Genomic DNA, 26,647 nt, shown 5'->3' on the forward strand with positions numbered 1-26,647 from the left:
TGGTTCCATCAAATGGCAGACCCATTTTTGTTGCGGAAGGTAAGACGATCAGCATTACCGAATTGAGATCGAGTAAAGGTTTGGCCCGAGTTTGATCAGGAAAGAAAAGTCAATTACGCGGTCTGGAATCCCACGTCCGGCGACGTCCGCCGGCCGGACGTATCTCTTTCGCTGCCCGGAAGAAGCCGGAGATGCCCCATTACGGCAGCGCGGACCGGCCGGGATTCCCCGCGAACCACCCGGTTCACCGCCCGTCCCCGCTGCCGAACTGTTATCAAAACGCCCCGGCGGTCAGCTTCCCGCGGCGCGCTCGCGCAGCACCCGGCGCTGCTGCTCCAACGCCACCAGCTCGCCGAACAGCTTGTTGTACTCCTGCTGCTCCTCCACCGGATTGAGGCGCTGCATACGGGACTTGGCCTGGGCGATGGCCCGGTCGACCGCGATCGCCTCGATGGCCGCCAGCATGGCCCCCGCGTAACGCTCCTCGGCGTGCGCGTCGGCCTGGACGGGCTCCACCGCGAACCGCGTCACCAGCGCCCTGGTGCCCTCGTCGTGAGCGTGCTCCAGCAGCCGGTCGACCCACTCGCGGCCGCCGTGACCGGCCGAGCCGGCGCCTCCGGCGGCCTGGATGACCTTGTGCAGCGCGACGTGGTCAGGCGCGGTGAACGCCTGCGGGTCGAGGGCGTCGAAGCGCGGCCCGAGCAGCGCCGGCCGCTGGACGGCCAGCTTGAGCAGCTCGCCCTCCACCCGCACGCTCGGATCGACCGGGGCCGCCTTGGGGGCGCGCTGGGGGCGGCCCTGCTGGGTGTTGGCCACCTCGCCGATGCGCTGCATGACGAAGCGCTCGTCCATGAACCCGAGCCAGCGGTCGAGGTCGATGGCGTAGCGCTTGCGCAGGCCGACGTCCTTGATCCCGGCCACGATGGGCGCCGCCGCGTCGAGGGCGGCGATCTTGCCCTCGTTGCTGCGCAGGTCGTAGCGGGAGATGGTGCTCCTGATGGCGAACTGGAACAGCGGCTCGCGGCTCGCGATGAGGTCGCGCACCGCCGCGTCGCCCTGCTTGATCCGCAGGTCGCACGGGTCGAGGCCGTCGCTCTGCACCGCGACGTAGGTCTGCGTGACGAACTTCTGCTCGTCGGCGAAGGCCCGCAGCGCCGCCTTCTGGCCGGCCGCGTCGCCGTCGAAGGTGAAGATCACCTCGCCGCGGAACTCGGCCTGGTCGAGCAGGAACCGGCGCAGGATCTTGATGTGCTCCTCGCCGAACGACGTGCCGCAGGTGGCCACCGCGGTCGGAACTCCGGCCAGATGGCAGGCCATCACGTCGGTGTATCCCTCGACGATCACCGCCTGGGCGCGCTTGCTGATCTCTCGTTTGGCGAGATCAATGCCATAAAGGACCTGGCTCTTCTTGTAAAGCGGCGAGTCAGGCGTATTCAGATATTTCGGGCCATCGTCGGAATCGAGCAACTTGCGTGCGCCGAATCCGATCACGTCACCCGTGGCGTCCCTGATCGGCCAGATCAGCCGCCCCCTGAACCGGTCGATCGGCCCCCGCCTGCCCTCCTTGGCCAGGCCGCCCTTGACCAGCTCGTCGGCGGTGAACCCGCGCCCCATCAGATGGCGCGCCAGCGCCTCCCACTCGGCCGGCGCGTAACCGACGCCGAACGTCTCGGCGTCGGCGCGCTCGAACCCCCGCTCGGACAGGAACCGCCGCCCCGGGGCCGCGTCGGGCCCGAACAGCTTCTCGGCGTAGAACTCGGCGGCCACCCGGTGGGCCTCGATCAGCCGGGCCCGCTCGCCGTGGTCGCGCTTGGGGACGTAGCCGCCCTGCTCGTACTGGAGCTGGATGCCGGCCCGCTGGGCCAGCCGCTCGACCGCCTCACCGAACGGCAGATGCTCGATCTTCTCGACGAACGTGATCACATCGCCGCCTTCCCCGCAACCGAAGCAGTTGCCGGTGAGGAGGTTGTCCTCCAGGACGAAGGCGTGCCCGTGCTCGACCGTGGCGCAGAAGACCTCCTCGACCCGGTCGGTCTCCTCGATCGACTGGACCACCCAGCCGCGCCGCGCGAACGCCTTGGAGGCGCCGGAGAACCGCAGCCGATGCTCGTCGATGAGGAAGAAGTCTTCGGTCAGGTCGTCGTTGACGAAGTGGACGCGGAAGATCGAACTCGGCTCGCGGCTGGGGAAGCCCACACGGACCTGCTCCGTGACGCCGTACGTGCCTATGCCAAGCCTTGTGCAGATCGTCCGGACGTATTCCAGCGTCTCCCGGTCGGCGCAGTTGAGCATGATCGTGCCGTCTTTGGCGACGTGCCCGTCGGCGGCGAGGTAGCCCGCGAGCCAGCCGTAGAGATAGGAGACGGACTCGTCGAGCGCGGGCAGCTCCTTGAAGAACCGTGGCAGGTGGTGGACCAGGAGCTGGCTCCTGCCCGACTTCCCGCCCCGGCCCTCCGTCACGAAGCTGAGCGGGAACCACTTGAGCAGCTGGGCGTCCTTGACGCTGTCGAGCGTGGCCCTGCTGCCCGAGCCCGCGCGGGTGCCGTCGCCGAAGGTGATGCCGTGGGCCACGCCGAACGGGGACGGGGTGGTGCGCTTGATGCGCGACCCGGGGAACACCGAGGCCAGGCGGTGACCCTGCTTCAGGTCTTTGGTGATGACCTCGGCGCGCTTGTCGCGGCGCCGCCCGGATCGTACGAACCAGCGGTGCTCGGGGGTCGCGAAGATCTCCTTGCGCTGCCCGTTGCGGGTCACCACGATCTTCATCAGCGATTGCACGCCGAACGACCTGAACGGCGCGTCGACCCAGGTGCCGTCGGCGGCCAGCACCCGATGCACGCCGCCCGCGAGTTCGGCGATGGGGCGCACGCCCTCCCACGTCATGACCCGCGTCTCCGCGGCGAGGCAGAAGTACATTCCGCGCTCGGGGGTGACGTTGAACGACGGGCTCTTCTCGTCGTGGAAGGGGCACAGGCCCTTGAGGTTGCCCCCTCCGGCGTTGCGCAACTGGATGTGCTCGCCGATCACGTCGGCGATGGGGGAACGCTCGCGTACGAGCGCGATGTCGACATCACGGATCCGGCCAGCCACGCCGGTGAGTCTATTCCGCCCGACCGACGGTTCCGCCCCGCGCGGGGTGTGCCGCGGCCGGTGAACGGCGTGGCACGGGCTGTCGACGGCCGGGGAAGACGCGCGTCACCTCTGGGTTGCTAAAGCGGGAAACTGGTGATGCGGAGTCCCGTGGTCGGCTACAAAGGTGAGGGTTGTCGGTGGAAACGGTGACACGGGTGAGGAAGACTATGCATTCCGGGCATATCGTACGGTGGGCCGTTGTGGCCGGCGCCGTACTGCTCACCGGCGCCTGCGCCCAGGCGACCGGGGTGGCGGGCGTCAGCGCCCAGTCGCCCTCCACGGCCCCGCCCACGGGCACGCCCACCGTCACCCCGGCGGTCACCGCCACCATCCCCTCGCCCGGCCCGTCCGGCCAGGACGGCGAGCAGCAGGCCGAGCGGCCGCCCAAGGGGGACGACCCGGTCAAGGTGCCGCCGCCCAAGCTGTCGAAGTTCACCTACACGTTCCCGGTCAAGGGTTGCGGCACGACCTACCAGCGCAGCCTGCTGGTGCTGCCCAAGACGACGATCTGGGCCCCGCAGGGCTGCTCGTTCGTCGCGCCGGTGGACGGCGTCGTGGACGAGGTCAACGTCAAGAACCGGTGGGCGCCCTCCACCGACAAGGGCGCCGACCGCGAGGGCCGGTTCGTCACGATCATCGGCGACGACGGCGTGCGTTACCTCGGCGGCCACCTCGACTCCGTCGCCGACGGCGTGCGGCCAGGCGTGCGGGTCAAGGCCGGGCAGCTGCTCGGCCGGGTGGGCAGATCGGGCAACGCCCGCGACGCCGGCTCCAACCTGTACTTCGCGATCTCCTGGAAGACCGGCCCGGCCTACTGGTGGGTGCGCCGGGGCATGGTCGAGCCGTGGGACTACCTGGACGCCTGGCGCTCCGGCAACCGCACGCTCTCCCCCCGCAAGGAGACGCTGGCGCTGCGCGGCAAACTCGGCGAGACGCCGCGCTGCGCGGTCCAGTGCACGTCGAAGAAGGTGCCGCAGGCCACCAAGCAGCCCAGGAAGCCGCGCAGGACCGCCGAGCCCAAGGACGACAACCCGATCACGGCGGACCCGTCGTCAACTCCTTTCGGTCAATGACGACGCCCGACCTGATCAGCTCCTGGATCTCCGGCACGGCGTCCCGGATGTTGACGCTCATGCCGGCGACCACCCGGCCCGCGCGCAGCCAGAAGGCGACGAACCGCAGGTCCTCCAGCGAACCCCGGCAGACGATCTCGTCGTGGCCGTCGGTGTCGCCGGTGAACTCCATGCTCAGGTCGTACTGGTCGGTGTAGAGGTAGGGGATGTCGTCGTGGACGACGTCCTGGCCGAGCATGGCGCGGGCGGCGGCCGGACCGCCCCTGAGCGCGCCCGACCGGTGCTCGACGCGGACGTGCCGGCCGTACAGGGGGTGGAAGGGCTCGGCGGCGTCGCCGGCGGCGTAGACGTCGGGGTGCGAGGTGCGCAGGGAGGCGTCGGTGCGGATGCCGTGCCGCACCTCCAGGCCCGCGTCGCGGGCCAGCTCCACCTCGGGCGCGACGCCGATGCCGGCCACCACGAGGTCGGCCGTCAGCCGCTCCCCCGTGCTGAGCCGCACGCCGGTGCCGGTGACCTCGGCGACGGCGGTGCCGAAGCGCAGGTCCACGCCGTTGCGGGCGTGCAGGCGGGCGAACACCGCGCCCAGCTCGGGGCCGAGCGCCCGGTTGAGCGCGGTGGGCTCGGGCTCGACGACGGTGACCGGGCAGCCCGCCGCGCGGGCCGCCGCCGCGCTCTCCAGCCCGATCCAGGACGCCCCGACCACGATGACGCTGCCGCCCTCGGCGAAGCGCCGCCTGAGCGCCTCGCAGTCCTCGACGGTACGCAGGTAGTAGGCGGGTCCGGGCAGGCGTCTCGGCGTCGCCCCGGTCGCGATCAGCAGCTTGTCGTAGGCCCGCCGGGACCCGTTGGCGAACCTGACGACGTGGTTGCGGGGCTCGATGCGGGTGACGGGCAGGCCGAGCCGCAGCTCCACGTCGTTGTCGGCGTACCAGCCGGGGGCGTGGACGTAGATCTTCTCCCGCTCGCCGCCGCCCCGCAGGTACTCCTTGGACAGGGGCGGCCGTTCGTACGGGCGTTCGCTCTCCGCGCCGGCGAGCACGACCTCGCCGGCGAAGCCCTCCTCGCGCAACGTCTGCGCGGCCTTGGCTCCCGCAAGGCCCGCGCCGACGATGACATATGTAGCCATGCGCGCAGTATCCGCCGACGAGGCAGGTCCGCAAAGCCGCTCGTGGGGGCGGTTTCACCGGCCCCGGCGGCCTGCCGTCACTTCGACAGGCGCCGGTGCCAGGCCACGGCCGAGGTGTCGGTGAGCGAGGCGATCTGGTCGATCACGACGCGCACGCGGGCGGGGTCGTCGGGGGCGTCCAGGAAGGCGGGGCGGAAGGCGGGTTCGAGGGTGGCGGGGGCGCCGAGCGTGATCAGCGAGGCCAGCTCGGTGATCAGCTCGCGCTGCCTGGCCTGGTTGGCGTGGTGGCCCTCGGTGGTCATCACGTAGTGGGCGGTGACGCCCTTGAGCAGGGCGCACTCCAGCAGCGTGGCGCGCGGCACGACGAGGTCGGCGCGGTGGCGGGCGCCGTGGACCTCCTTGGTGGCGGTCTGGGCCGAGCGGCAGAACCGGCCGATCAGGCCGCTGGTGAGCGCCTTGAGGCCGGCCAGGTCGGCGAGCGTGGCCTCGAAGCGGCGCGGCCACAGCGGGTCGGCGATCAGTTTGGCGAAGACCTCCTCCAGCTCGTTGAGGTCGGCGCCGGGCGCGTACCAGGCGCGGGTGACGCGGGCCACCGCGCCGCGCTCCACGGGGGACTGGAGCGCCTCGGGGGTGACGTGGCCGGAGTGGAGCGCGTCCTCCAGGTCGTGGACGGAGTAGGCGACGTCGTCGGCCCAGTCCATGATCTGGGCCTCGAAGCTCACGCGGCCCTCCGGGGCGCCGTCCCTGATCCACTCGAAGACCGGCAGGTCGTCGTGGTAGACGCCGAACTTCGGGGACTTCTCGCACGTCCAGGGGTATTTGACGGAGGCGTCGAGTGCGGCCCTGGTGAGGTTGAGGCCGGCGCTGCGGCCGTCGTCGGTCAGGACCTTGGCCTCCAGCCGGGTGAGCAGGCGCAGGCTCTGGGCGTTGCCCTCGAAGCCGCCGCACGAGGTGGCCAGCGCGTTGAGCGCCACCTCCCCGTTGTGCCCGAACGGCGGATGGCCGAGGTCGTGGGCCAGGCAGGCGGTCTCGACCAGGTCGGGGTCGACGCCGAGCGTGGCGCCCATCTCCCTGCCGACCTGGGCGCATTCGAGCGAGTGGGTCAGCCGGGTGCGCGGGATGTGCTGGCCGCCGCCGAGCGTCTCGCCGGGGCCCACGACCTGGGTCTTGGCCGCCAGCCTGCGCAGCGCGGCGCTGTGCAGGACGCGGGCGCGGTCGCGTTCGAACGCACCGCGGCCGGGGTTGCCGGGTGGTTCCGGGACCCATCGTTCCTGGTCGTGCTCGTCGTAGTACGACATTGGTGCAGTGATTTTATCCAGTTTCCTGTCTCCGCTAGTGTCGAGCCTCGCGAGAACCCCTTCCCCGGGAGCCCTCCCCCATGACGACAGCGTTCCGAGCGGTGCTGGCCTTCAGTCTGCTCGCCGGCTTCTACGTGCTGGTCGGCGTCATCCTGGTGGCCGCCGTGTTCTTCGACGTCCTGCTGCTGGTGGACTTCCACGCCGCGGCGCTGAAGGTCGCGATCGTGCTCACGCTGGCGGCGGGCGCGCTGGTGCGGGCGCTGTTCATGGTGGGCAGGAACCAGGGGGGCGAGCTGCCGGGCGTGCCGGTGGGGCGCGAGCACGAGCCCGCGCTCTGGCAGGCGGTGGAGGACCTGGCCCGGCGGGTGCGCACCGCGCCGCCCGACGAGATCCGGCTCGTCCCCGAGGTGAACGCGGCGGTCTCGGAGGACACCCGGTTCCTCGGGCTGCGCGCGACGCGGCGGCGCATGTTCATCGGGCTGCCGCTGCTCCAGACGCTCACCGTCGACGAGCTGCGCGCCGTGCTGGGGCACGAGCTGGGCCACTACAGCGGGGCGCACACGCGGCTCGGCGCGCCCGTCTACCGGGGGCGGGTCTCGCTGATCGCGACCGTGCAGGGGCTGGGCAACCATCCGATCATTCAACGGCTCTTCGCCGGGTACGCCAAGCTCTACCTGCGGGTGTCGCAAGCCGTGTCGCGTCGCCAGGAGCTGGAGGCCGACGAGTTCGCGGTGGCGATCGGCGGGCGCCAGGCCATGTCGGGCGCGCTCCGCAAGATCCACGACACCTCCCTGGGCTGGGACCTGTACGCCGGCGACTACCTGTCGCTGACCGGCGTGGGCGGCACCCGTCCGGCCTCGGTGTTCGGCGGCTTCCACGCGCTGATGAACGACCCCGGCCGGCGGGCCGAGATCGCCCGGCTGGGCGAGCGGCCCGAGGAGGTCTCGCCGTACGACTCCCATCCCAGCCTGGCCGACCGGCTGGCCGCCATCGCGGTGCTGCCCGAGCCTGAGCACGTCCCCGATCCGCGTCCGGCCCTGACGCTGCTGCGCGATCCCGACGTCGCGGCCGAGGCGGTCGAGCGGTCGATGTGGACGCCGGAGGCGCTGGCCGGGCTGCGCCCGGTGCCGTGGGACGAGCTGGTGGCCCAGGGCATGTACGCCGCGCGCAACGCCGAGGCCCTGCACGACCTGGCGGTGGCGGGACAGCGGGTGATGGGGGCGACGCGGCCCTACCTCGACGCGGCCTTCGAGGCGATCGCCAGGGGCCGCCAGGCGGAGCTGGCCGAACGGCTGCGCGAGCTGGGCTGGAAGCCGTCGGAGACGCTGCTCGCCGGGGTGCTGGGGCAGGCGCTGGAGGCGGTGCTGATCCAGCTAGGCGAGGCCAGGTGGACGCTGTCCTGGTCGGGCCCCGCCCGGCTGCTGTTCGAGGACGGCGAGGAGGTGGCCCTGGCCGAGTACGCGGCCAGGGTGGCGGGTGATCCGGAGGCCGTGGCCGGGCTGCGGCAGTGGCTGGGCGACCACGGGATGCGGCACGACTACGTGCCGGCCGAGGAGGCCCTGCCCCGTTAACCGGTCGCGGGCTGCCCGGCGTCCGGCCGGCGGACCATGAGGACGTCGACCTGGTCCTCGCCCTCGACGGTGAAGCCGTGCCGCGCGTAGAGCCGCTGGGCGGCGCTGCCCCGCAGGACGACCAGGCGCACGGTCGCGCGCTCGGCGTCGGCGCGGTCCAGCAGCGCCCGCAGCACGGCCGAGCCGAGCCCGCGTCCCTGGACGGCGGGGGCGAGGTAGAAGTGCTCCAGCCAGTGCCCGTCCTCGGCGGGGCGCAGGGTGACGCAGCCGGCGAAGGCGCCGCCGGCCAGGATGACGGAGGTGTGCCCGGGAGCGAAGGAGTCGCGGAAGCGCTGCCGTACCCGGTGCTCGTCGAAGCGGCCCAGCCGTTCCAGGTCGGGGCGCATCACCGTGGCCCGCAGCTCCGCGATGGCCTCCACCTCGTCCGGCCCGGCGGGCCGCAGCTCCCATTCCAGGAGATCTTTCATGCCGGAAAGTATCCCAAAAGCCGCTTTTCGCGCGATCTCCGGGGTTCATGGACAGGAAATCAACAGATCTTCAACCGGGCGCTCCTACGATCCGTCGCAAGGAGCGCTCCTCCAGGGAGCGCCGGCAGGGAGGGAACCCCCGTGAACTTAGGCGTCCCGGAGATCATCATCGGTTTCGTGCTCTTCTTCCTTCTGATCGGGATCGTGGTGTTCACCGCCGTGGCGCTGGCCAACCGGCGCCGCGGGTAGGGGCGGCCGGGGGCAGGGGCCCCGGCCGCCGCGCTCGTCAGCGGGTGTCGGAGTCGGTGTCGGTCAGGGCCGCGCGACCGGCCTCCAGCCGGGCCACCGGGATGCGGAACGGGGAGCAGGAGACGTAGTCGAGGCCGACCTCGTGGCAGAAGTGCACCGAGTCGGGGTCGCCGCCGTGCTCGCCGCAGATGCCGACGTGCAGGTCGGGGCGGGCCGCGCGGCCCTCCTCGACGGCGATCCTGACCAGCCTTCCGACGCCGTCGCGGTCCAGGGTCTCGAACGGGCTGACGCCGAAGATGCCGAGCTCCAGGTAGCGCGAGAAGAAGGCGGCCTCGACGTCGTCGCGGCTGAAGCCCCAGGTCATCTGGGTCAGGTCGTTCGTGCCGAAGGAGAAGAACTCGGCGGCCTCGGCGATCTGGCCCGCCGTCAGCGCCGCCCTCGGCACCTCGATCATGGTGCCGATCAGCGCCTCGACGCCGGTCTCCGCGAGGATCCTGGTCGCCTCCTCGCGTACGGACTCCAGCTCCTGGACCGACGCCACCAGCGGGATCATGATCTCCGGACGCGCGCCCGGGACCTCGGCCGCGGCCTGGGCGATCGCCCGCACCTGCATGGCGAACAGCCCGGGGATCACCAGGCCGAGCCGCACGCCGCGCAGGCCCAGCATCGGGTTCTGCTCGTGCAGCCTCTTGACGGCGGACAGCAGCCTGCGGTCCTTGTCGGTCACGTCGGGCGAGGTGGCGACCTTGACCGACAGGTCCACCAGGTCCGGCAGGAACTCGTGCAGGGGCGGGTCGATGAGCCGGATGGTGACCGGGTCGCCGCCCATGGCCTTGAAGATGCCGATGAAGTCGGCCTTCTGCAGGGGTTCGAGGGCGTCGAGCGCGGCCTGCCGCTCCTGGTCGCCGTCGGCCAGGACGAGGTCCTCGACGAGCTGGCGGCGCTCGCCGAGGAACATGTGCTCGGTGCGGCACAGGCCGATGCCCTGGGCGCCGAAGCGGCGGGCCCGCGCGGCGTCCTCGGGGGTGTCGGCGTTGGCGCGGACGCGGAGCCGGCGCACGGAGTCGGCGTGGCCCATGATCCGGTCCACGGCCCTGACCAGGTCGTCGTCCGGCTGCGCGCCCTCGAAGTACTCGACGACGGCCGAGTCCACGACCGGGACCTCGCCGAGGTAGACCTCGCCGGTGGTGCCGTCGATGGAGATCACGTCCCCTTCGGCGACGACCTCGCCGCCGGGGGCGGTGAACGTGCGCTCGCCGGTGGAGACCTCCAGCTCCTCGGCGCCGCACACGCACGTCTTGCCCATGCCGCGGGCGACCACGGCGGCGTGCGAGGTCTTGCCGCCGCGGCTGGTCAGGATGCCCTTGGCGGCGATCATGCCGGCCAGGTCGTCGGGGTTGGTCTCGCGGCGGACGAGGATGACGTCCTCGCCCCGGCCGGCCAGCTCGACGGCGCGCTCGGAGGAGAAGACGACCTTGCCGACGGCGGCGCCCGGCGAGGCGTTCATGCCCTTGGCGATCTTCTTCTTCTCGGCGCCGCCGTCGAAGCGGGGGAACATGAGCTGGGCGAGCTGGTCGCCGGTGACGCGGGTGACGGCCTCGTCGAGGGTGATCAGGCCCTGGTCGACGAGCTGGGTGGCGATGCAGAAGGCGGCCGCGGCGGTGCGCTTGCCGACCCGCGTCTGGAGCATCCACAACTTGCCGCGCTCGATCGTGAACTCGATGTCGCACAGGTCCTTGTAGTGGTTCTCCAGCGTCTCCATGATCTGCAGCAGCTCGTCGTAGGAGCGCTTGTCGAGGCGTTCGAGTTCCTGGAGGGGGATGGTGTTGCGGATGCCGGCGACGACGTCCTCGCCCTGGGCGTTCTGCAGGTAGTCGCCGTAGATGCCCTGCTGGCCGGAGCCGGGGTCGCGGGTGAAGGCGACGCCGGTGCCGGAGTCGTTGCCGACGTTGCCGAAGACCATGGCCACGATGTTGACGGCGGTGCCGAGGTCGGCCGGGATGCGCTCCTGGCGGCGGTAGAGGATGGCGCGCGGGGCGTTCCAGGAGTCGAAGACCGCCATGACGGCCAGCCGCATCTGCTCGCGGGGGTCGGCGGGGAAGTCCTTGCCGGTCTGCTCCCGGACGATGCCCTTGTAGGTCTCGACCAGACCCTGCAGCTCGCCCGCGTCGAGGTCGGTGTCCTGGCGGCGGCCCTTCAGCTCGTCGAGCGCGTGCTCGAACAGGTCGCCGTCGAGGCCGAGCACGGTCTTGCCGAACATCTGGATCAACCGGCGGTAGGAGTCCCAGGCGAAGCGGTCGTTGCCGCCCGCCTGCTTGGCCAGGCCGTGCACCGACTCGTCGTTGAGCCCGATGTTGAGGACCGTCTCCATCATGCCCGGCATGGAGAACTTCGCGCCCGACCGTACGCTGACCAGCAGCGGGTCGTCGGCCTGACCGAGCCGGCGGCCCATCTGGGCCTCCAGGGCGTCCAGGTGCTCGGCGACCTCGCGCTCCAGGCCGTCGGGAAGAGCGCCTTCCGTCAGGTAGTGACGGCAGGCTTCAGTGGTGATCGTGAATCCGGGGGGTACGGGCAGCCCGAGATTCGTCATCTCGGCGAGATTCGCGCCCTTTCCACCGAGAAGATCCTTGAGATTCCTGTTGCCCTCGGTGAAGTCGTAAACGTACTTGGCCACCACAGCTCCAATCCAACGCTTCTGCCCGGGACTCTACCGGCGAAATTGATGATGAAACTGCACTCCTCGGTTAAGTCATCGTTTTTGCAGGTCAACCGCCCGTGACAGGTCTAATCCAATTATAGGACCGCTGCCCGATAAATTGGTTTATACCAATTGGTTTACACCAATTCTTGAGAAAGAGGAGCGAGAGGTGGGGAATCGGATCCGGTCCCGCCAGGAGACGCCCATGGCGGCTCGCGGCAAGCCAAAGCGTCGTGCAGACTTCGTCGCGGGATCGGCCAAGCCCCCGCGGATACGGTGATCTACCTGGACCTCCGGCCCCCGCGACCGGCCGGCGGCCGTCGTGATCGCTCAACGTGACCCACCTCGGGTCGTTCCGCGATATGGACGTGATCGAGGCATGACACTCTGCTCGCATGCCCCGCACGACGCCCCGAGGTCTGATGGCCGCCTGCCTGGTCCTGGCGCTGTCCGCCTGCGGCTCGGGAACGCCCGAGCCCTCCGGGGGGTCGACGGTGCCGGGAGCGGAACAGCGGCACGCGACCCAGCTCCGGCCGGGCGACTGCCTCGTGTCCATCCCCGACGACCTGATCGCGACGATCGTGCCGTGCGGCAACCCGCACGCGGCCGAGTTCGGCATGATCTACGTCGTGCCGGAGGGGGCGTGGCCGGGCGCCGAGCAGGCCCGGCGGCAGGCCACGGACTTCTGCGCGCCGCGGCTGCGGATCGCGCCGGGCAGGCGGAGCGAGGTCAAGGTGACCGCGTTACCGCCGCTGGAGGAGGAGTGGCCGCGCCACCGCACGGCGTACTGCGTGGCGGTGGCGCGTGACGGGCAGCTCGTCGGGCGCGTGGTGGAGTAGGACGCACAGGCCCGTCGGCGCGGGCCCCACGACGCGGGTCACGCGAGGCGGTCAGGGAAGGCGGGCGGTCAGGCGGGCATGGGGTTGGTCTCGGGCGCCGGGCCCGCCGCGCCGTCGCGCGGCGGCAGCCACAACACGAACGTGGCCCCCTGCCCGAGCCTGGAGAACACCGCCACCCGTCCCCCGTGCGACTCCACGATCTGCCGGACGATGGCCAGGCCGAGCCCCGTGTGCCGGTCGCGCCGGCTGGCCTCGCCGCGCCAGAACCGGTCGAAGACCCGCTCCTGCTCGGCCACGCCGAGGCCGGGCCCGTCGTCCCTGACCGCGACCCACAACCAGCCGCCCGACCGGCCGGCCTCCACCCGGACGCCGCCGCCCGGCGGGGTCAGGCGTACCGCGTTGGACAGCAGGTTGGCCACGGCCCGGCGCAGCGCGTCCTGGTCGCCGGTCATCTCCAGGTTCCGATCCAGCCGCCGGGTGATCGTCAGGCCGCGGGCGGCGGCCGGCGCCGCGTACTCCTCGCACGCCTCCCGCGCCACCCTGCTCAGGTCGAGGTCGGTGTCGGCGAACGCGGTCGCCTGCCGCCGGGCGCTGGCCAGCAGGTCCTCCACGAGCCTGGTCATGCGGGTGGTCGCCCGGTCCACGATCTGCACGGCCCTGGCCCGCTCCGCCTCGCTGGCGTCCGGCGAGGCGAGCACGGCGTCCACGTTGGCCCGGATGATCGTCAGTGGGCTGCGCAGCTCGTGCGAGGCGTCGTCGATCAGTCGGCGCTGCGCGCTGAACGCCTCCTCCAGCCGGTCGAGCATGGTGTCGATGGTGTCGGCCAGGTCCTTGAGCTCGTCGCGCGAGCCGCCCAGCCTGATCCGCCGCGTCAGGTCGGTCGCCTGGATCTCCTCCGTCGTCCGGGTGATCGACCGGACCGGACGCAGCACCCGTCCCGACAACACCCAGCCGATGCCCAGGGACGCCAGGTAGAGCCCGGCCAGGGTGGCCAGCGAGTAGTCGCGCAGCGTGGCCAGCGTCCTGATGTTGACCTCGTTCTCGACCTCCTCGATGAAGACGACCTCCTGCTTGCCCACGTACTGGTTGCCGCGGTACGCCTTGGCGTACTCGGTCGAGTACGGGCGTTCCTCGGTGGTCTTGGAGACCGCGACGTAGATGCCGCCCAGCACCAGCGCGGCCAGCACGAACAGCAGCCCCGAGTAGAGCACGGTGAGCCGGAAGCGGATGGTGTGGATCACGCCGGCTCCCTGAGCCGGTAGCCGCGGCTGATCACCGTCTCGATGAGGCCGTCCTCCTGGAGCTTGCGGCGCAGGTTGCCGACGGTGACCCGGACGGTGTTGGTGAACGGGTCGGCGTGCTCGTCCCAGACGTGTTCGAGCAGCTCCTCGGTGGAGACCACGTGGCCGGGACGGGTCATCAGGTAGTGCAGCACGCCGTACTCCTTGGGGGTCAGGGCCAGGGAGCGGCCGTCGAGGGACACCTCCATGCGGGCGGTGTCGATGCGCAGCCCGCCCACCTGGAGGACGGCGGTGCCGCCGGTGTCCCTGCGCAGCAGCGCCCGCACCCTGGCCAGCAGCTCGGGGAAGGCGAACGGCTTGACCAGGTAGTCGTCGGCGCCCTCGTCGAGGCCGCGCACCCGGTCGTCGAGTCGGTCGCGGGCGGTGACCATGATGATCCGCACCCCGCGGCCGGCGGCCCGTACCGAACGGCAGAGCTCGAAGCCGTCGCCGCCGGGCAGGTTCAGGTCGAGCAGCACCAGGTCGTAGGTGTTGACCTCCAGCTTCTCGTGCGCCGACGGCGCGTCGTAGGCCACGTCCACCGCGTAGCCCGCCCGGACCAGACCCACCCGTAACGCGTCGACCAGGTCTTCCTCGTCCTCGACCACCAGCAGTCGCATGATCTTGACCATAGTTCCGGATGAGGGGTCACGCCATGGGGCCGGAGCGGCGTTCCCGGCTCCAGCACCACCTCACCAAACGCCAGCGAAAAACCACATAACTATCGCCTTTACACGATTTTTCGGTGTTCACCATTAGATCTTTCGACCATGACGCCCTTCCAGCGATATTTGGCAGAAGAAGTGGCACTCGACCACGTAGAGGGCCTGATCTCGCGGCGCGAGGCCCTGCGCCGCCTGGGCCTCCTCGGGCTCACCCTCCCCGCCGCCACTGCTCTCCTCGCCGCCTGCGGCGCCACCCCCGACACCGACCCGGCGAGCACGCCTACGCCGCTCGCGGCCTCGCCGTCCGGCACGGCCTCCCCCGCGGGCCCGGCCCCGCTGCCCACGCAGGAGATCACGTTCCCCGGCCCGGACGGGACCACCCTGCGGGCCGCCTGGTCCCCCGCCGCCGTCCCCAAGGGCGCGGTGCTGGTCATGCACGAGAACCGCGGGCTGACCGACCACATCCGCTCGGTCGCCGGCCGGCTGGCCGCCGGCGGCTACTCGGCCCTGGCGCCCGACCTGCTCTCCCGGGACGGCGGCACGGCCGCGTTCGCCGACACCGCCCAGGTCACGGCCAAGCTGGGCGAGATCCCCCAGGAACGGTTCGTGGCCGACATGAAGGCGGCCGTCGACGAGCTGGAGAAGCGGGCCGAGGGCGCCGGGCTGGGCATGATCGGGTTCTGCTTCGGCGGCGGGATGACGTGGCTGCTGCTGTCGTCCGGGGAGACCCGGCTGGCGGCCGCCGCGCCCTTCTACGGCCCGCTGCCCGACGACGCGGACCTGACCGAGGCCAAGGCGTCCGTGCTGGCGATCTACGCCGAGCACGACGACCGCGTCAACGCCACCAGGGACGCGGCCGAGGCGGCGCTGACGAAGGCCGGGCTCACCCACGAGCTGGTGACCGTCCCCGGCGTCGGCCACGCCTTCTTCAACGACACGGGCGCCCCCTACGACGAACGGGCCGCCTCGCAGGCCTACGACTACGTGCTGACCTGGTTCGGCCGCCACCTATCCTGACCGCCCCGGTTTGTCCTGCAGTCTGGCTGGAAAACGCGAGCGCCGCCCGCGGCGGAGAGCCGGGGCGGCGCTGGCGAGGTGAAACCGCGATCAGTCGTTGAGACGCTGGCGCAGGTAGGAGTCGACCTGGTCGATGGCGATGCGCTCCTGGGCCATGCTGTCGCGCTCGCGGATCGTCACCGCGTGGTCTTCGAGGGTGTCGAAGTCGACGGTGATGCAGAACGGGGTGCCGATCTCGTCCTGGCGGCGGTAGCGGCGGCCGATCGCGCCCGCGTCGTCGAACTCGACGTTCCACCGCCTGCGCAGCTGCGCGGCCAGGTCGCGGGCCTTCGGCGACAGGTCGGCGTTGCGCGACAGCGGCAGCACCGCGGCCTTGACCGGCGCGAGCCGGTGGTCGAGCTTCAGCACCGTGCGCTTCTCCATGACGCCCTTGGCGTTGGGCGCCTCGTCCTCGGTGTAGGCGTCGAGCAGGAAGGTGAGCGTGGCCCGGTCGACGCCGGCGGCCGGCTCGATGACGTAGGGGACGTAACGCTCACCGGTGTCCTGCTCGAAGAAGCTCAGGTCGACGCCCGAGGCCTTGGAGTGGGCGGTGAGGTCGAAGTCGGTGCGGTTGGCGATGCCTTCGAGCTCGCCCCACTCCGAGCCCTGGAAGTTGAAGCGGTACTCGACGTCGACGGTGCGCTTGGCGTAGTGGGACAGCTTCTCCTGCGGGTGCTCGTAGAGGCGCAGGTTGTCCTTGTTGATGCCCAGGTCGGAGTACCAGCGGAACCGCTCGTCGATCCAGTACTGGTGCCACTCCTCGTCGGTGCCGGGCTTGACGAAGAACTCCATCTCCATCTGCTCGAACTCGCGGGTGCGGAAGATGAAGTTGCCCGGGGTGATCTCGTTGCGGAAGGACTTGCCGACCTGGCCGATGCCGAACGGGACCTTCTTGCGCGCCGACTGCTGCACGTTGAGGTAGTTGATGAAGATGCCCTGGGCGGTCTCCGGGCGCAGGTAGGCCAGGCCCGACTCGTCCTCCACCGGGCCGAGGAAGGTCTTGAGCAGGCCGCTGAACTGCCGGGGCTCGGTGAAGGTGCCCTTGTTGCCGCAGTTGGGGCAGGTGATGTCGGCCAGGCCGTTCTCGGGCTCCTTGCCGTTCTTCTCCTCGTACGCCTCGACGAGGTGGTCGGCGCGGAAGCGCTTGTGGCACGACTGGCACTCGGTCAGCGGGTCGGTGAAGGTCTCGACGTGGCCGCTGGCCCGCCAGACCTCGGGGGCCAGGATGACGCAGGAGTCGAGGCCCACCACGTCGTCGCGCGACTGGACCATCGACAGCCACCACTGCCGCTTGACGTTGTTCTTCAGCTCGACACCCAGAGGACCGTAGTCCCACGACGCGCGAAGTCCGCCGTAGATCTCGCTCGACGGGTAAACGAGCCCGCGGCGCTTGGCGAGGCTGACGATGGTGTCCATGACGTCGGTGCGTCGTGCCATTTTGGTTGCGTCTCTTTCCGGCTGGAGGTCGGCGAGTGAATTCGGTGAGATCCCAGCTTAGGGGACGCTCACCCGGTCCCGCGCGCGAGTATCGCTACGCACCCTCTTGCGTGTACACGTCCTCGTACGCGCTGGGTTCGTTGACCATGAGGATCATCAACGGGTACATGACCATCCTGGAGGCCGACAGCGCCCTGCGGTAGAACCCGGCGCCCTCCCATTCGCTGACCAGCGCCCACAGGTTGGGCTCGTCGACCGAGCGGGCCAGCCGCCCGCGGTGGAAACCCGGCTGGGCGGCGAAGGTGTCGAGGATGGCGTGGCCCTGCTTGAGGAAGTCCTGGGACTGGGACTCTGGCACGGTGTATCGGATCACGGCGAGCACCAGCCCAGCCTAGAGGTGCGCACCCTGCTGTCAGGCGAACTCCCATAGGCTCTCGACGTGGCCTCCAAAAACAAGCGCCCGCTGCCCCAGGGCGAGCAGTTCTTCACGCCGGGCGCGGGCGGCGCGCGCAAGGCCGTCGAGCGGCGCAGCGCGGTCCCGATGACGTTTCTGTTCACGCAGGTGCCCAGGTGGGTGGCCCCCGCCGTGCTGGTGATCCTGCTGCTGGCCGCCTTCGCGCTGGCCAACTGGCTGGGCGGCGTGGCGGCGCTGGTGGTGCTGGCGTTCGTCGGGTGGCTGGCGTACCTGTCATGGCCGTCGCTGGGCATCGGCGGGCGGCTGCTGCGGGCCGTGATGCTGGTCTTCCTGGCGCTCCTGGCGGCTGACCGGTTTGGGACGTTCTAGTCCGGCCCGCCGTTCTAGTCCGGCCCGCCGGAGATTTTGACAATCATTTTCATTTTCTCCATACTTGAGGGCGTGATGTCCCGTACGCCCCCAATGCGCGCCGTAACCTTCCTCGCCGGAGCAGCCCTGCTGGCCACGTCCGCCTGTGGCGCCGGGGCCGCGGAGAGCACCGAGACCGCCGCGGGCGGCAGGCCCGCGGTGATCGCCGCCTTCTACCCGCTCCAGTGGCTCACGGAGCAGGTGGCCGGGCCCGACGCCGACGTGACCGTCCTGACCGCGCCCGGCGTCGAGCCGCACGACCTGGAGCTGGGCATCCAGCAGATGACCAAGCTCCAGGACGCCGCCCTCACGGTCTACGTCAAGGGCGTGCAGCCGGCCGTCGACGACGCCGTCTCCGCCGACACCGCCTTCGACGCCGCCGCCGTCGTCACGACGATCCCGGCGGGCGGGCACGCCGACGAGGAGGGCCACGCGGAGGAGCACGGCGTCTCCTACGACCCGCACATCTGGCTCGACCCGTCCCGGCTGGCCACGGTCGCCGGAAAGCTGGGCGAGCGGCTGGCCGCCGCCGACCCCGCCCACGCGCAGGCGTACAAGGACCGCGCCGCCACCGCGGCGGGCGTGCTGGGCGGCCTCGACCAGGAGTTCGCCAAGGGCCTGGCCGGCTGCGCCGGCAAGACGCTGGTCACCGCGCACGAGGCGTTCGGCTACCTGGCCGACCGCTACAAGCTCAAGCAGGTGGGCATCACGCTCGACCCCGAGACCGAGCCGTCGCCCAAGCGCCTGTCGGAGGTGGCCGCGCTGGCCAGGGCCGAGGGCGCCACCACGATCTTCACCGAGTCCCTGGTGAGCCCGAAGGTGGCCGAGGTGCTGGCCGGCGAGGTCGGCGCGAAGACGGCCGTGCTCGACCCGCTGGAGAGCAAGCCCGCCGGCGACTACCTGACGGCCATGCGCGACAACCTCAAGACCCTCCGCACGGCGCTGGGGTGCGCGGCATGAGCGAGACGGCCTTCGCGATGACCGGCGGCCGGGTCAGCTTCGACGGCCGGCAGATCCTGCGCGGCGTCGACCTGACCGTCTGCCCCGGCGAGGTGGTGGCTCTCCTGGGGGCCAACGGCTCGGGCAAGTCCACCCTGGTCCGCGCGCTGCTCGGCCTCACCCCGCTGTCCGGCGGCCAGACCCTCCTGTACGGCTCCCCGCCCGCCCGGTTCCGCGACTGGTGGCGCATCGGCTACGTGCCCCAGCGCCTCCAGGTCGGCGGCGGCGTGCCCGCCACCGTCCGCGAGGTCGTGGCCTCGGGCCGCGTCGCCAGGCAGAGCCGGCTGCGCAGGACCAGCGCGGCCGACCGGGCGGCGGTCGCGCACGCCCTCGACGCGGTCGACCTGACCGGCCGGGCCGGCGATCCCGTGCAGTCGCTCTCCGGCGGCCAGCAGCAGCGCGTGCTCATCGCCCGCGCCCTGGCCGGGGAGCCCGACACGTACGTGATGGACGAGCCCACGGCGGGCGTCGACGCCGAGACCCAGCAGCTCCTGGCCGACACGCTGGGCGGCCTGGTCCGCGACGGCAAGACGATCGTCCTGGTCGCCCACGAGCTGGGCCCGCTGGAGCCGCTGATCACCCGCGGCGTCGTGGTCCGCGAGGGCCGCGTCGCGCACGACGGCGAGCCGCCGCGGCCCGAGGGCGAGTGCGCCAGGCCCGGACACGAGCACCAGCATCCGCACGCCGAGGAGCCGCCAGCCGGCCCGCTGACCGGCTGGCAGGGAGAACCGCGATGATCGACCTTCTGCAGGAGAACCTCTTCCAGCTCGCGCTGATCGCCGCGCTGCTGGTGGGGCTGTGCGCGCCCGCGGTGGGCACGTTCATCGTGCAGCGCAGGCTGTCGCTGCTCGGCGACGGCATCGGGCACGTCGCGCTGACCGGCGTGGCGCTGGGCTTCCTGACCGGCACCGCGCCGGTGCTGACGGCCGTGGTCGTCTCGGTGCTGGGCGCGGTGGCGATCGAGCTGGTCAGGGCCCGGGGCCGGACCAGCGGCGACGTCGCGCTCGCCCTGCTGTTCTACGGCGGCATCGCGGGCGGCGTCATGCTCATGGGCATCGCCCCCGGCGGCAGCAACGCCAAGCTGAACTCCTACCTGTTCGGCGCCATCGCCAGCGTCACGCGGGAGGACATCTGGATCATCGGCGCGCTGGCCGTGGCCGTCATCGGCGTGGTCGTCGTCTTCGGCAGGGAGCTGTTCGTGCTCTGCCAGGACGAGGAGATGGCCAAGGCCAGCGGCCTGCCGGTGCGCTTCCTCAGCCTGCTGATCGCGGTCACCGCCGCGCTCACCGTGGTCATCGCCATGCGCGTGGTCGGCCTGCTGCTGGTCAGCGCCCTGATGGTGATCCCGGTGGCCACGAGCCAGCAGCTCACCAGGGGCTTCCGGGCCACGATGGGCCTGGCGATGCTGTTCGGCGTGCTCGCCTCGGTGGGCGGTCTGCTGGCCTCGACGATGTCGTCGCGGGTGCCTCCGGGCGCGGCGATCGTGCTTCTCGCCCTCGCCGGCTTCGTCCTGGCCCTGGCTGTCGGTAAATTCGTACGGCGAGGCCGTATCCAGGAGTCCCCAGTGAGCCGGCGACCACATGTCCGTGTCGAGGAGGTCGCATGACGACGAGGCGCGATGCCGTGCACGACACCCTTCGCCGCAGCGAGGGGTTCCGCAGCGCCCAGGACGTCTATGCAGAGATGCGCCTGCACGGCGCCAAGATCGGGTTGACCACCGTCTACCGGGCGCTGCAGGCGCTGGCCGACTGCGGCCAGGTCGACGTGCTGCGCACCGACGAGGGCGAGTCGGTCTACCGGGCGTGCGCCAGCGACGACCATCACCACCACCTGGTCTGCCGCCGTTGCGGGCACACGGTCGAGGTGGCCGGGCCGGCCGTCGAGCGCTGGGCGGAGGCGGTCGGCAGCGACCACGGCTTCACCGAGATCACTCACACGGTCGAGGTCTTCGGCACCTGCTCGTCCTGCTCGGCGCCGGCCCGCGTGGGCTGAGGGCCGCGGGAGCCGTACAGCACGCCGAGCACGACGGCGGCGCACCCGGCGAGCTGCAGCGCGGAGGGCCGCTCCCCCAGCGTGAGCGTGGAGATGGCGACCGTGGTCATCGGCTGCACGAGCAGCAGCAGCGCCGTGAGCGCCGCGGGCTGCCTGGGCAGCGAGTAGGTGATCAGCAGCCATCCGGCCACCTGCGGCCCCAGCGCGAGCAGCAGCAGCCACCCGTGCGCCGGCCATTCCGGCGCCAGGTCGGCCCCGCCGAACAGCGGGCTGAGCGCGGCGATCAGCACGGTGGCCACGACGGTCGCGTGCGCCAGGGGCCCTGCCGTCCGGCCCGGCCCGGCCTTCATGAGCAGCAGGTAGGCGGCGTACACGACGGAGGTCGCCAGCCCGGTGACGGCGCCCATGACGGGGTCGAGCCCGTACGCCGCGCCGTCGAACACCCCGGAGATCAGCACGACCCCGCCGAAGACGATCGGCGTGCTCGCCATGAGCCGGTTGGACGGGCGCTCGCGGAACAGGCCCCAGGCGGCGAAGGCCACGATGAACACCTGCAGGTTGCCCAGCACGGTGGCCAGGCCCGCGCCGACCAGCTTGATCGACTGGTGCCAGAACAACAGGTCGAGTGAGAACAGCACGCCCGCCGCCCAGGCCGGCAGCGCGTTCCGCCAGGGCAGGGGCCCCAGCTTCCGCCGTTCGAGCCAGGCGAGCAGCAGCATGGGCGGCACCGCGTACGCGCAGCGGAACAACGCCGACGTCGCGGGCGACGCACCGGACAACCGCACCAGGGGCGCGGAGGTGGAGATGATCAGTGCTCCGGCGATCGCGATCAGGACGATACGCCGATATGCACTCACGGAAACCCCCGGAGTCCCATGGGAGAGATACGCTGCGACCACGCTAGAACCGGCCCCGACAGGAGTCAACATGCCGTTTGGCCATGACATGGTGCATTCTTTGGCGACCGTTGTCGACCTGGTCAACACCTCGCCGTCCACCGGCGGCGACGACGGTCTGGCCAGCCTGGCCGAGTTGCAAGCCTTCGTGGAGTCCCGGCAGATCAGCGGCATCGGCGCGCTGACCGCCCGCGACCTCGGCCAGGTGCGCATGGTGCGCGAGGCGTTCCACCGGGTGTTCACGGCCTCCGACGTGGCGAGCGCCGTGCGCACGCTCAACGCGTTGCTCGCCGAGACGCGCATCACGCCCAGGCTGACCGAGCACGACGGCCACCCGCTGCACGTGCACTACTTCGCCACCGACGCCTCCCTGGCCGAGCACGTGGCCGCCGACTGCGGCGTGGCGCTGGCGCACCTGCTGGTGGAGGGCGAGATGGAGCGCCTGCGCACCTGCTCGGCCCCCGACTGCGACCGCGTGTTCGTCGACGAGTCCCGCAACCGCTCGAGGGTCTACTGCGACAGCCGCACCTGCGGCAACCGCATGCACGTCGCCGCCTACCGGGCCCGCCGCCGCGCCTGACCGTCCCGCACGCGAGCCGCCCGTCCCCGCGGCGATCGGGGGACGGGCGGCGGGTGCGGGTGATTCAGGGTGCTTCGCTGGACGTCTGCCACCACGGCGGCTTGGCGGTGGCGAAGACGTCGGAACAGTTGCACGAGCCGCAACCTGGGATCATCGGCCCTCCTTCATCGTGGGGGAACGAGTTGTACCCGCCTTCACCGGCTCTCAGCCTGACCCTCGTGCCAGAATTCCGGATACCGCCGCGACGCCACGTCTCCTCAGCCGACGTCGCGCCGCCGCAGGGCGAGCAGCCCGGCGGCCGTGAGCGCGGCCGTAAGCGCCAGCAGCGTCAGCTCCGGCATCGTGCCGAACGCCTGCCCCGCCATGATGTTCGGCAGGTAGTGGAACGGCTCGAACGGCGTGCCGCCCCACACCCCGTAGAAGGGCGCGACGACCTGTCCGAGCAGGGCGGTCAGGATCCAGGCCGCCCAGCACAGCGGCACGCTCGCCCGGGGCAGCAGCCCGTAGGCCGCCACGCAGACCGCCCCGACGCACCACGCCGCCGGGGCCTGGCTCAGGGCGGCGGCCACGAAGCGCGGCGCGGTGCCGGCGAAGTCGCCGAGGAGCGCGGCGTACACGGCGCTGAAGACGAGGGCGGCGAGCGCCGGCAGCGCGGCCGTGCCGAGCGCAGCCACCGCCAGGTGCCCGGCCGCCCAGCGGACCCGGGTCAGGGGCGTGGCCTGCACCTGGGCGGCGCGGCCCGAGGTCTCCTCCGAACGCAGCCGCACGACCATGAGCACCGGGTAGAGCGCGCTGCCGTAGGCGAGGATCAGCAGGTAGTACCACATGTAGCCGTCGAGGGCGTCCGCCGCGGGGACGCCGAGCAGGTTCGTGATGTTGGCGACCACGACGCTCGGGTGGGCCAGCACGTCCTTGGCCAGCGGGCCCATCGCGCCGCCCATCGCCGCGAACGCCGCCGTCCCCACCGCCCACTTCAGCAGCAGGCCGCGGTGCAGCCGCCAGGCCAGGGAGACCGGGCCGCGCAGCCGGGGGGCCTCCTGCTTGCCCGGCCGTTCCGGCAGCAGGCCCGAGCCGAGGTCCCGGCGGTTGAGCAGCGCGTACGCCAGCGCGCACACCCCCCCGGCGGCCAGCGTGGAGACGCCGAGCAGCCACCAGCGGTCGGCCCGGTAGGCGTCCACCAGGTGGCTCCAGCCGAGCGGTGACAGGGCCTTCAGCCACGGCCGGTCGCTCGCGTCGGCGGCGTAGCGCAGGACGTAGGCCAGGCCGAGGGCGTACAGGCCGATGACCGTGGCGGTGCGGGCGTCGCGCGCCAGTTGCGCGGCGACGGCGCCGACGCCCGCGAACACCCAGCCCGCCACCACGACCGCGGCGCCGTAGGCGAGCGTGCCGACGGGTTCGAGACCGGCGGCGAGCAGAGCGGCGGCGGTCAGCGTCCCGCCGGCCAGGCTGGTCGCCCCGGCCACCAGCAGGGCCGCGCCGAGCGGCGCCCGGCGGCTCACCACGCCCGCGCGGACCAGCTCGGTCCGGCCCGCGTCCTCCTCCCTGCGGGTGTGCCTGATCACGGTCGTCAGGGCGGCGAACGCGTTGATCACGTAGAGGAAGCCGCCGCTGCGCCAGGTCGCCAGCACCTCCAGGCGCGGCTCGACGACCCCGCCGCCCAGCGCGCGGAAGAAGGCGTAGCGGCGGACGACCTCGGTGTAGGCCAGCTTCAGCTCGTAGGTGCCCATGTTGCGGTTGATGTAGCCGACCATGGCCAGGCTCAGGGCCACCAGCAGCAGGAGCCACCAGGGGGCGATGGCGCGCTCGCGGCGCAGCGCCAGGCGGACGAGCGTCCACGTGCCGCTCATCGCACGGCCTCCGCCGGCCGGCCGGCCGCGTAGTGGCGCAGGAACAGCTCCTCCAGCGTGGGCGGGCGGCTGTCCAGGGTGCGCACGCCCGCCGCGGTCAGGCGGCGCAGCGCCGGGCCGAGGGCGTCGGCGTCCACGTCGAAGCGCACCCGGCCGCCCTCCTCGCGCAGGTCGTGCACGCCGGGGAGCCCGGCCAGCCCTTCGGCGGGCCGGTCGAGCTCGGCGTGCACGGTGGTGCGGGTCAGGTGGCGCAGCCCGGCCAGGGTGCCGCTCTCGACCGCGCGGCCGTCGCGGATGATCGTGACCCGGTCGCACAGGGCCTCGACCTCCGACAGGACGTGGCTGGACAGCAGCACGGTACGGTCGCCGCGCCGCCGCTCCTCCCTGACGACCTCCCGGAACGTCTCCTCCATGAGCGGGTCGAGCCCGGAGGTCGGCTCGTCGAGCAGCAGCAGCTCGGCGTCGGAGGCGAGCGCCGCGACCAGCGCGACCTTCTGCCTGTTGCCCTTGGAGTAGGCCCGGCCCTTCGTGCGCGGATCGAGGCCGAACCGGTCGAGCAGGTCCTTCCTGCGCCCGCGGTCGAGGCCGCCGCGCAGCCGGCCCAGCAGGTCGATCACCTCGCCGCCGGACAGGTCGGGCCACAGCGTGACGTCGCCCGGCACGTACGCCAGGCGGCGGTGGAGCTCGGCGGCCTCGCGCCAGGGGTCGCCGCCGAGCAGGCGGACGCTGCCCGCGTCGGCCCGCGCGAGGCCGAGCAGGATCCGGAAGGTCGTGCTCTTGCCCGCGCCGTTGGGGCCCAGGAAGCCGTGCACCTCGCCGGTGCGCACGCTCAGGTCGAGCCCGTCGAGGGCCCTGGTCCGGCCGTACGCCTTGACGAGTGCGGCCACCGAGATGGCGTCGCTCATGATGATCTGCCTCGTGACTGTTCGCTCGTACAGTTGACTACCCGAACGAGTAGGACGCTATATCGGCGTATAGTCACTGTCCAGCGCGGCAGCTCAGCAGGGGTGAACCCCGGGGTTTCTCTAGGCGCCGGCGACCTCGTTGGGGATCGCGCCGCCGTAGCGGCGGTCGCGCTTGGCGTAGATCTCGCACGCCGCCCACAGGTCGCGGCGGTCGAAGTCGGGCCAGAGCCGGTCGAGGAAGACCATCTCGGCGTAGGCCGACTGCCACAGCAGGAAGTTCGAGAAGCGCTGCTCGCCCGAGGAGCGCACGAACAGGTCGACCGGCGGGATCTCCGGCTCGTCGAGGTAGCGGGCGAACACCTTCTCGCTCACCTTGGACGGCTTGACCCGCCCGGCCGCGATGTCGGCCGCCAGCTTGACCGCCGCGTCGACGATCTCGGCCTGGCCGCCGTAGTTGACGCAGAACTGCAACGTCAGCTTGCTGTTGCCGAGGGTCATCTCCTCGGCGCTCTGCAGCTCGGAGATCACGCTCTTCCACAGCCGCCCCGGCCGGCCCGCCCAGCGCACCCGCACGCCCATGGCGTTGAGCTCGTCGCGCCGCCGCCTGATGACGTCGCGGTTGAAGCCCATCAGGAAGCGCACCTCGTCGGGCGAGCGCTTCCAGTTCTCCGTGGAGAAGGCGTAGGCGCTCAGGTAGGGGACGCCCAGCTCAAGGGCCCCCTCGATGACGTCGAACAGCGAGGACTCGCCCGCCTTGTGCCCTTCGGTGCGCGGCAGGCCGCGCGCCTTGGCCCAGCGGCCGTTGCCGTCCATCACGATGGCGACGTGCCGGGGCACGAGGTCACGCGGGATCGGCGGCGGGGTGGCGCCTGACGGATGAGGGGTCGGAGGCCGGACGTTCACGCATGCTCCCTTTCGACGTGTCGCAGAGAGCGTATTCCGTGTTCCAGATGCCATTGCAGATATGCGGCCACCAGACCGCTGCACTCGCTGCGGTGGCGCGACTCCGAGGCGTCGGCGGTGGCCCAGTCGCCGCGCAGCAGCGCCGTCATGAGCCCGATCGTCTCCCCCGCCGGCACCGCCGAGCCCGCCGGACGGCACGCCCCGCACACCACGCCGCCCGCGACGATGGCGAAGGCCCTGACCGCCGGGGCCTGGCACTTGGCGCACGCCTCCAGCGCGGGCGCGTAACCGGCCACCGCCAGCGAGCGCAGGAAGTACGCGTCGAGGACCAGCCTGGCCTCGTGGGCGCGTTCGGACAGCGTGCGCAGGCCGCCGACCAGCAGCAGGAACTGCCGCAGCGCCGGCTCCTTCTCGCCGTGGGTCAGCCGGTCGGCCGTCTCCAGCATGGCGCTGCCGGCGGTGTAACGGGGGTAGTCGACGGCCAGCGCCTCGCCGTAGGGCCTGATGGTCTCCGCCTGGGTGATCACGTCGAGCGTGCGGCCGGTGTGGAGCTGGAGGTCGACGTGCGTGAACGGCTCCAGCCGCGCGCCGAAGCGTGACTTGGTGCGGCGCACGCCCCTGGCCACCGCCCGGATCTTGCCGGTGCGCTTGGCCAGAACGGTGACGATGCGATCGGCCTCACCGAGTTTCTGCGTCCGCAGGACGACGCCTTCGTCGCGGTAGAGACTCACTTGCCCATCTTACGGCCGCACGCGCGGCATGTTCCGGGCATGCTCTGGTGACGCGAGTTTGCCCTGCCGTCACTAGACTT

The 26,647-nt window shown here is 71.5% G+C and carries 24 protein-coding genes; 10 read left to right on the forward strand and 14 right to left on the reverse strand.

Annotation, left to right across the window (positions count from 1 at the left end):
* Positions 1-291: 291 nt before the first annotated feature.
* Positions 292-3,090 carry a DNA primase gene (gene dnaG, locus ACIBK9_RS21595; protein ID WP_397160575.1) on the reverse strand — a complete coding sequence of 933 codons (2,799 nt, stop codon included), beginning with the start codon at positions 3,088-3,090 and terminating at the stop codon, positions 292-294.
* Positions 3,091-3,332: 242 nt separating this feature from the next.
* Here dnaG and ACIBK9_RS21600 point away from each other — a divergent pair, with 242 nt between their 5' ends.
* Complete coding sequence (locus ACIBK9_RS21600) at positions 3,333-4,205, forward strand: M23 family metallopeptidase (RefSeq protein WP_397160576.1); 873 nt, start codon at positions 3,333-3,335, stop codon at positions 4,203-4,205.
* Here ACIBK9_RS21600 and ACIBK9_RS21605 read toward each other — a convergent pair.
* Both ACIBK9_RS21605 and ACIBK9_RS21610 read right to left on the reverse strand, forming a co-directional pair.
* Complete coding sequence (locus ACIBK9_RS21605) at positions 4,168-5,331, reverse strand: NAD(P)/FAD-dependent oxidoreductase (RefSeq protein WP_397160578.1); 1,164 nt, start codon at positions 5,329-5,331, stop codon at positions 4,168-4,170. The genes ACIBK9_RS21600 and ACIBK9_RS21605 overlap by 38 nt on opposite strands.
* Positions 5,332-5,408: 77 nt before the next feature.
* Positions 5,409-6,629: a deoxyguanosinetriphosphate triphosphohydrolase gene (locus tag ACIBK9_RS21610; protein WP_352352533.1), complete on the reverse strand. Its 1,221-nt coding sequence runs from the start codon at positions 6,627-6,629 to the stop codon at positions 5,409-5,411.
* A gap of 80 nt (positions 6,630-6,709) precedes the next feature.
* Between ACIBK9_RS21610 and ACIBK9_RS21615 the strand changes: the two genes are divergently transcribed.
* Positions 6,710-8,200 carry a M48 family metalloprotease gene (locus tag ACIBK9_RS21615; protein WP_397160580.1) on the forward strand — a complete coding sequence of 497 codons (1,491 nt, stop codon included), beginning with the start codon at positions 6,710-6,712 and terminating at the stop codon, positions 8,198-8,200.
* Here the strand turns inward: ACIBK9_RS21615 and ACIBK9_RS21620 are convergent.
* On the reverse strand, positions 8,197-8,667 hold the full coding sequence (locus tag ACIBK9_RS21620; RefSeq protein ID WP_397160582.1) for a GNAT family N-acetyltransferase: 471 nt from the start codon (positions 8,665-8,667) through the stop codon (positions 8,197-8,199). The two genes, ACIBK9_RS21615 and ACIBK9_RS21620, sit on opposite strands and share 4 nt — an antisense overlap.
* A 286-nt stretch (positions 8,668-8,953) precedes the next feature.
* Entirely contained in the window at positions 8,954-11,590 is a 2,637-nt protein-coding gene (gene ppdK, locus ACIBK9_RS21625) for a pyruvate, phosphate dikinase (RefSeq protein WP_358292165.1), read from the reverse strand.
* Positions 11,591-12,009: 419 nt separating this feature from the next.
* Here ppdK and ACIBK9_RS21630 point away from each other — a divergent pair, with 419 nt between their 5' ends.
* Positions 12,010-12,453: a hypothetical protein gene (locus tag ACIBK9_RS21630; RefSeq protein ID WP_397160584.1), complete on the forward strand. Its 444-nt coding sequence runs from the start codon at positions 12,010-12,012 to the stop codon at positions 12,451-12,453.
* Positions 12,454-12,521: 68 nt separating this feature from the next.
* On the opposite strand, the gene ACIBK9_RS21635 is transcribed toward ACIBK9_RS21630, so the two are convergent.
* Entirely contained in the window at positions 12,522-13,694 is a 1,173-nt protein-coding gene (locus ACIBK9_RS21635; RefSeq protein WP_397160586.1) for an ATP-binding protein, read from the reverse strand.
* Positions 13,691-14,353, reverse strand: coding sequence for a response regulator transcription factor (locus ACIBK9_RS21640; protein WP_352323395.1), 663 nt, complete (start codon positions 14,351-14,353; stop codon positions 13,691-13,693). The genes ACIBK9_RS21635 and ACIBK9_RS21640 overlap by 4 nt, the downstream gene beginning before the upstream one ends.
* Before the next feature lie 150 nt (positions 14,354-14,503).
* Between ACIBK9_RS21640 and ACIBK9_RS21645 the strand changes: the two genes are divergently transcribed.
* Positions 14,504-15,415 (forward strand): dienelactone hydrolase family protein, encoded by a 912-nt coding sequence (locus tag ACIBK9_RS21645; protein WP_397160588.1) that lies wholly within the window; start codon positions 14,504-14,506, stop codon positions 15,413-15,415.
* Positions 15,416-15,505: 90 nt separating this feature from the next.
* Here the strand turns inward: ACIBK9_RS21645 and ACIBK9_RS21650 are convergent, their stop codons facing one another.
* Positions 15,506-16,891 carry a glycine--tRNA ligase gene (locus ACIBK9_RS21650; protein WP_397160589.1) on the reverse strand — a complete coding sequence of 462 codons (1,386 nt, stop codon included), beginning with the start codon at positions 16,889-16,891 and terminating at the stop codon, positions 15,506-15,508.
* A 94-nt stretch (positions 16,892-16,985) separates the two neighbouring features.
* On the reverse strand, positions 16,986-17,273 hold the full coding sequence (locus ACIBK9_RS21655; RefSeq protein WP_352352524.1) for an antibiotic biosynthesis monooxygenase: 288 nt from the start codon (positions 17,271-17,273) through the stop codon (positions 16,986-16,988).
* 57 nt (positions 17,274-17,330) lie between these two features.
* Between ACIBK9_RS21655 and ACIBK9_RS21660 the strand changes: the two genes are divergently transcribed.
* The 5 genes from ACIBK9_RS21660 (at position 17,331) to ACIBK9_RS21680 (ending at position 20,705) form a co-directional block, all read left to right on the forward strand.
* On the forward strand, positions 17,331-17,675 hold the full coding sequence (locus ACIBK9_RS21660; RefSeq protein ID WP_397160592.1) for a DUF6703 family protein: 345 nt from the start codon (positions 17,331-17,333) through the stop codon (positions 17,673-17,675).
* Positions 17,676-17,768: 93 nt separating this feature from the next.
* Positions 17,769-18,674 carry a metal ABC transporter substrate-binding protein gene (locus ACIBK9_RS21665; RefSeq protein WP_397160594.1) on the forward strand — a complete coding sequence of 302 codons (906 nt, stop codon included), beginning with the start codon at positions 17,769-17,771 and terminating at the stop codon, positions 18,672-18,674.
* Positions 18,671-19,450, forward strand: a complete 780-nt coding sequence (locus ACIBK9_RS21670; protein WP_387672591.1) for a metal ABC transporter ATP-binding protein — start codon at positions 18,671-18,673, stop codon at positions 19,448-19,450. Before ACIBK9_RS21665 ends, ACIBK9_RS21670 begins: the two co-directional genes overlap by 4 nt.
* Positions 19,447-20,319 carry a metal ABC transporter permease gene (locus ACIBK9_RS21675; protein ID WP_352323402.1) on the forward strand — a complete coding sequence of 291 codons (873 nt, stop codon included), beginning with the start codon at positions 19,447-19,449 and terminating at the stop codon, positions 20,317-20,319. The genes ACIBK9_RS21670 and ACIBK9_RS21675 overlap by 4 nt, the downstream gene beginning before the upstream one ends.
* Positions 20,316-20,705, forward strand: coding sequence for a transcriptional repressor (locus tag ACIBK9_RS21680; RefSeq protein WP_352323403.1), 390 nt, complete (start codon positions 20,316-20,318; stop codon positions 20,703-20,705). The genes ACIBK9_RS21675 and ACIBK9_RS21680 overlap by 4 nt, the downstream gene beginning before the upstream one ends.
* On the opposite strand, the gene ACIBK9_RS21685 is transcribed toward ACIBK9_RS21680, so the two are convergent.
* Complete coding sequence (locus ACIBK9_RS21685; RefSeq protein ID WP_397160596.1) at positions 20,645-21,562, reverse strand: DMT family transporter; 918 nt, start codon at positions 21,560-21,562, stop codon at positions 20,645-20,647. The two genes, ACIBK9_RS21680 and ACIBK9_RS21685, sit on opposite strands and share 61 nt — an antisense overlap.
* A 91-nt stretch (positions 21,563-21,653) precedes the next feature.
* Between ACIBK9_RS21685 and ACIBK9_RS21690 the strand changes: the two genes are divergently transcribed.
* A complete protein-coding gene (locus tag ACIBK9_RS21690) occupies positions 21,654-22,181 on the forward strand; it encodes a CGNR zinc finger domain-containing protein (RefSeq protein WP_352323427.1) in 528 nt (175 codons plus the stop codon).
* Positions 22,182-22,438: 257 nt separating this feature from the next.
* Here the strand turns inward: ACIBK9_RS21690 and ACIBK9_RS21695 are convergent, their stop codons facing one another.
* The 4 genes from ACIBK9_RS21695 to recO form a co-directional block, all read right to left on the reverse strand.
* Positions 22,439-24,028, reverse strand: coding sequence for an ABC transporter permease (locus ACIBK9_RS21695; RefSeq protein WP_397160598.1), 1,590 nt, complete (start codon positions 24,026-24,028; stop codon positions 22,439-22,441).
* Complete coding sequence (locus tag ACIBK9_RS21700; RefSeq protein WP_397160600.1) at positions 24,025-24,933, reverse strand: ATP-binding cassette domain-containing protein; 909 nt, start codon at positions 24,931-24,933, stop codon at positions 24,025-24,027. The genes ACIBK9_RS21695 and ACIBK9_RS21700 overlap by 4 nt, the downstream gene beginning before the upstream one ends.
* Positions 24,934-25,053: 120 nt before the next feature.
* Positions 25,054-25,836 (reverse strand): isoprenyl transferase, encoded by a 783-nt coding sequence (locus tag ACIBK9_RS21705; protein ID WP_397160602.1) that lies wholly within the window; start codon positions 25,834-25,836, stop codon positions 25,054-25,056.
* Entirely contained in the window at positions 25,833-26,567 is a 735-nt protein-coding gene (gene recO / locus ACIBK9_RS21710; protein WP_352352515.1) for a DNA repair protein RecO, read from the reverse strand. Before recO ends, ACIBK9_RS21705 begins: the two co-directional genes overlap by 4 nt.
* Between the last annotated feature and the right edge of the window lie 80 nt (positions 26,568-26,647).

It is taken from the genome of Nonomuraea sp. NPDC050227 (assembly GCF_044459705.1).
Taxonomy (GTDB): domain Bacteria; phylum Actinomycetota; class Actinomycetes; order Streptosporangiales; family Streptosporangiaceae; genus Nonomuraea.

Bases quoted from the DNA above. Each gene is read 5' to 3' on its own strand.
- ACIBK9_RS21605 (WP_397160578.1), bottom strand. From the start codon at position 5,331: ATGGCTACATATGTCATCGTCGGCGCGGGCCTTGCGGGAGCCAAGGCC.
- ACIBK9_RS21610 (WP_352352533.1), bottom strand. From the start codon at position 6,629: ATGTCGTACTACGACGAGCACGACCAGGAACGATGGGTCCCGGAACCA.
- ACIBK9_RS21615 (WP_397160580.1), top strand. From the start codon at position 6,710: ATGACGACAGCGTTCCGAGCGGTGCTGGCCTTCAGTCTGCTCGCCGGC.
- ACIBK9_RS21620 (WP_397160582.1), bottom strand. From the start codon at position 8,667: ATGAAAGATCTCCTGGAATGGGAGCTGCGGCCCGCCGGGCCGGACGAG.
- ACIBK9_RS21630 (WP_397160584.1), top strand. From the start codon at position 12,010: ATGCCCCGCACGACGCCCCGAGGTCTGATGGCCGCCTGCCTGGTCCTG.
- ACIBK9_RS21640 (WP_352323395.1), bottom strand. From the start codon at position 14,353: ATGCGACTGCTGGTGGTCGAGGACGAGGAAGACCTGGTCGACGCGTTA.
- ACIBK9_RS21645 (WP_397160588.1), top strand. From the start codon at position 14,504: ATGACGCCCTTCCAGCGATATTTGGCAGAAGAAGTGGCACTCGACCAC.
- ACIBK9_RS21650 (WP_397160589.1), bottom strand. From the start codon at position 16,891: ATGGCACGACGCACCGACGTCATGGACACCATCGTCAGCCTCGCCAAG.
- ACIBK9_RS21665 (WP_397160594.1), top strand. From the start codon at position 17,769: ATGCGCGCCGTAACCTTCCTCGCCGGAGCAGCCCTGCTGGCCACGTCC.
- ACIBK9_RS21670 (WP_387672591.1), top strand. From the start codon at position 18,671: ATGAGCGAGACGGCCTTCGCGATGACCGGCGGCCGGGTCAGCTTCGAC.
- ACIBK9_RS21675 (WP_352323402.1), top strand. From the start codon at position 19,447: ATGATCGACCTTCTGCAGGAGAACCTCTTCCAGCTCGCGCTGATCGCC.
- ACIBK9_RS21680 (WP_352323403.1), top strand. From the start codon at position 20,316: ATGACGACGAGGCGCGATGCCGTGCACGACACCCTTCGCCGCAGCGAG.
- ACIBK9_RS21695 (WP_397160598.1), bottom strand. From the start codon at position 24,028: ATGAGCGGCACGTGGACGCTCGTCCGCCTGGCGCTGCGCCGCGAGCGC.
- ACIBK9_RS21700 (WP_397160600.1), bottom strand. From the start codon at position 24,933: ATGAGCGACGCCATCTCGGTGGCCGCACTCGTCAAGGCGTACGGCCGG.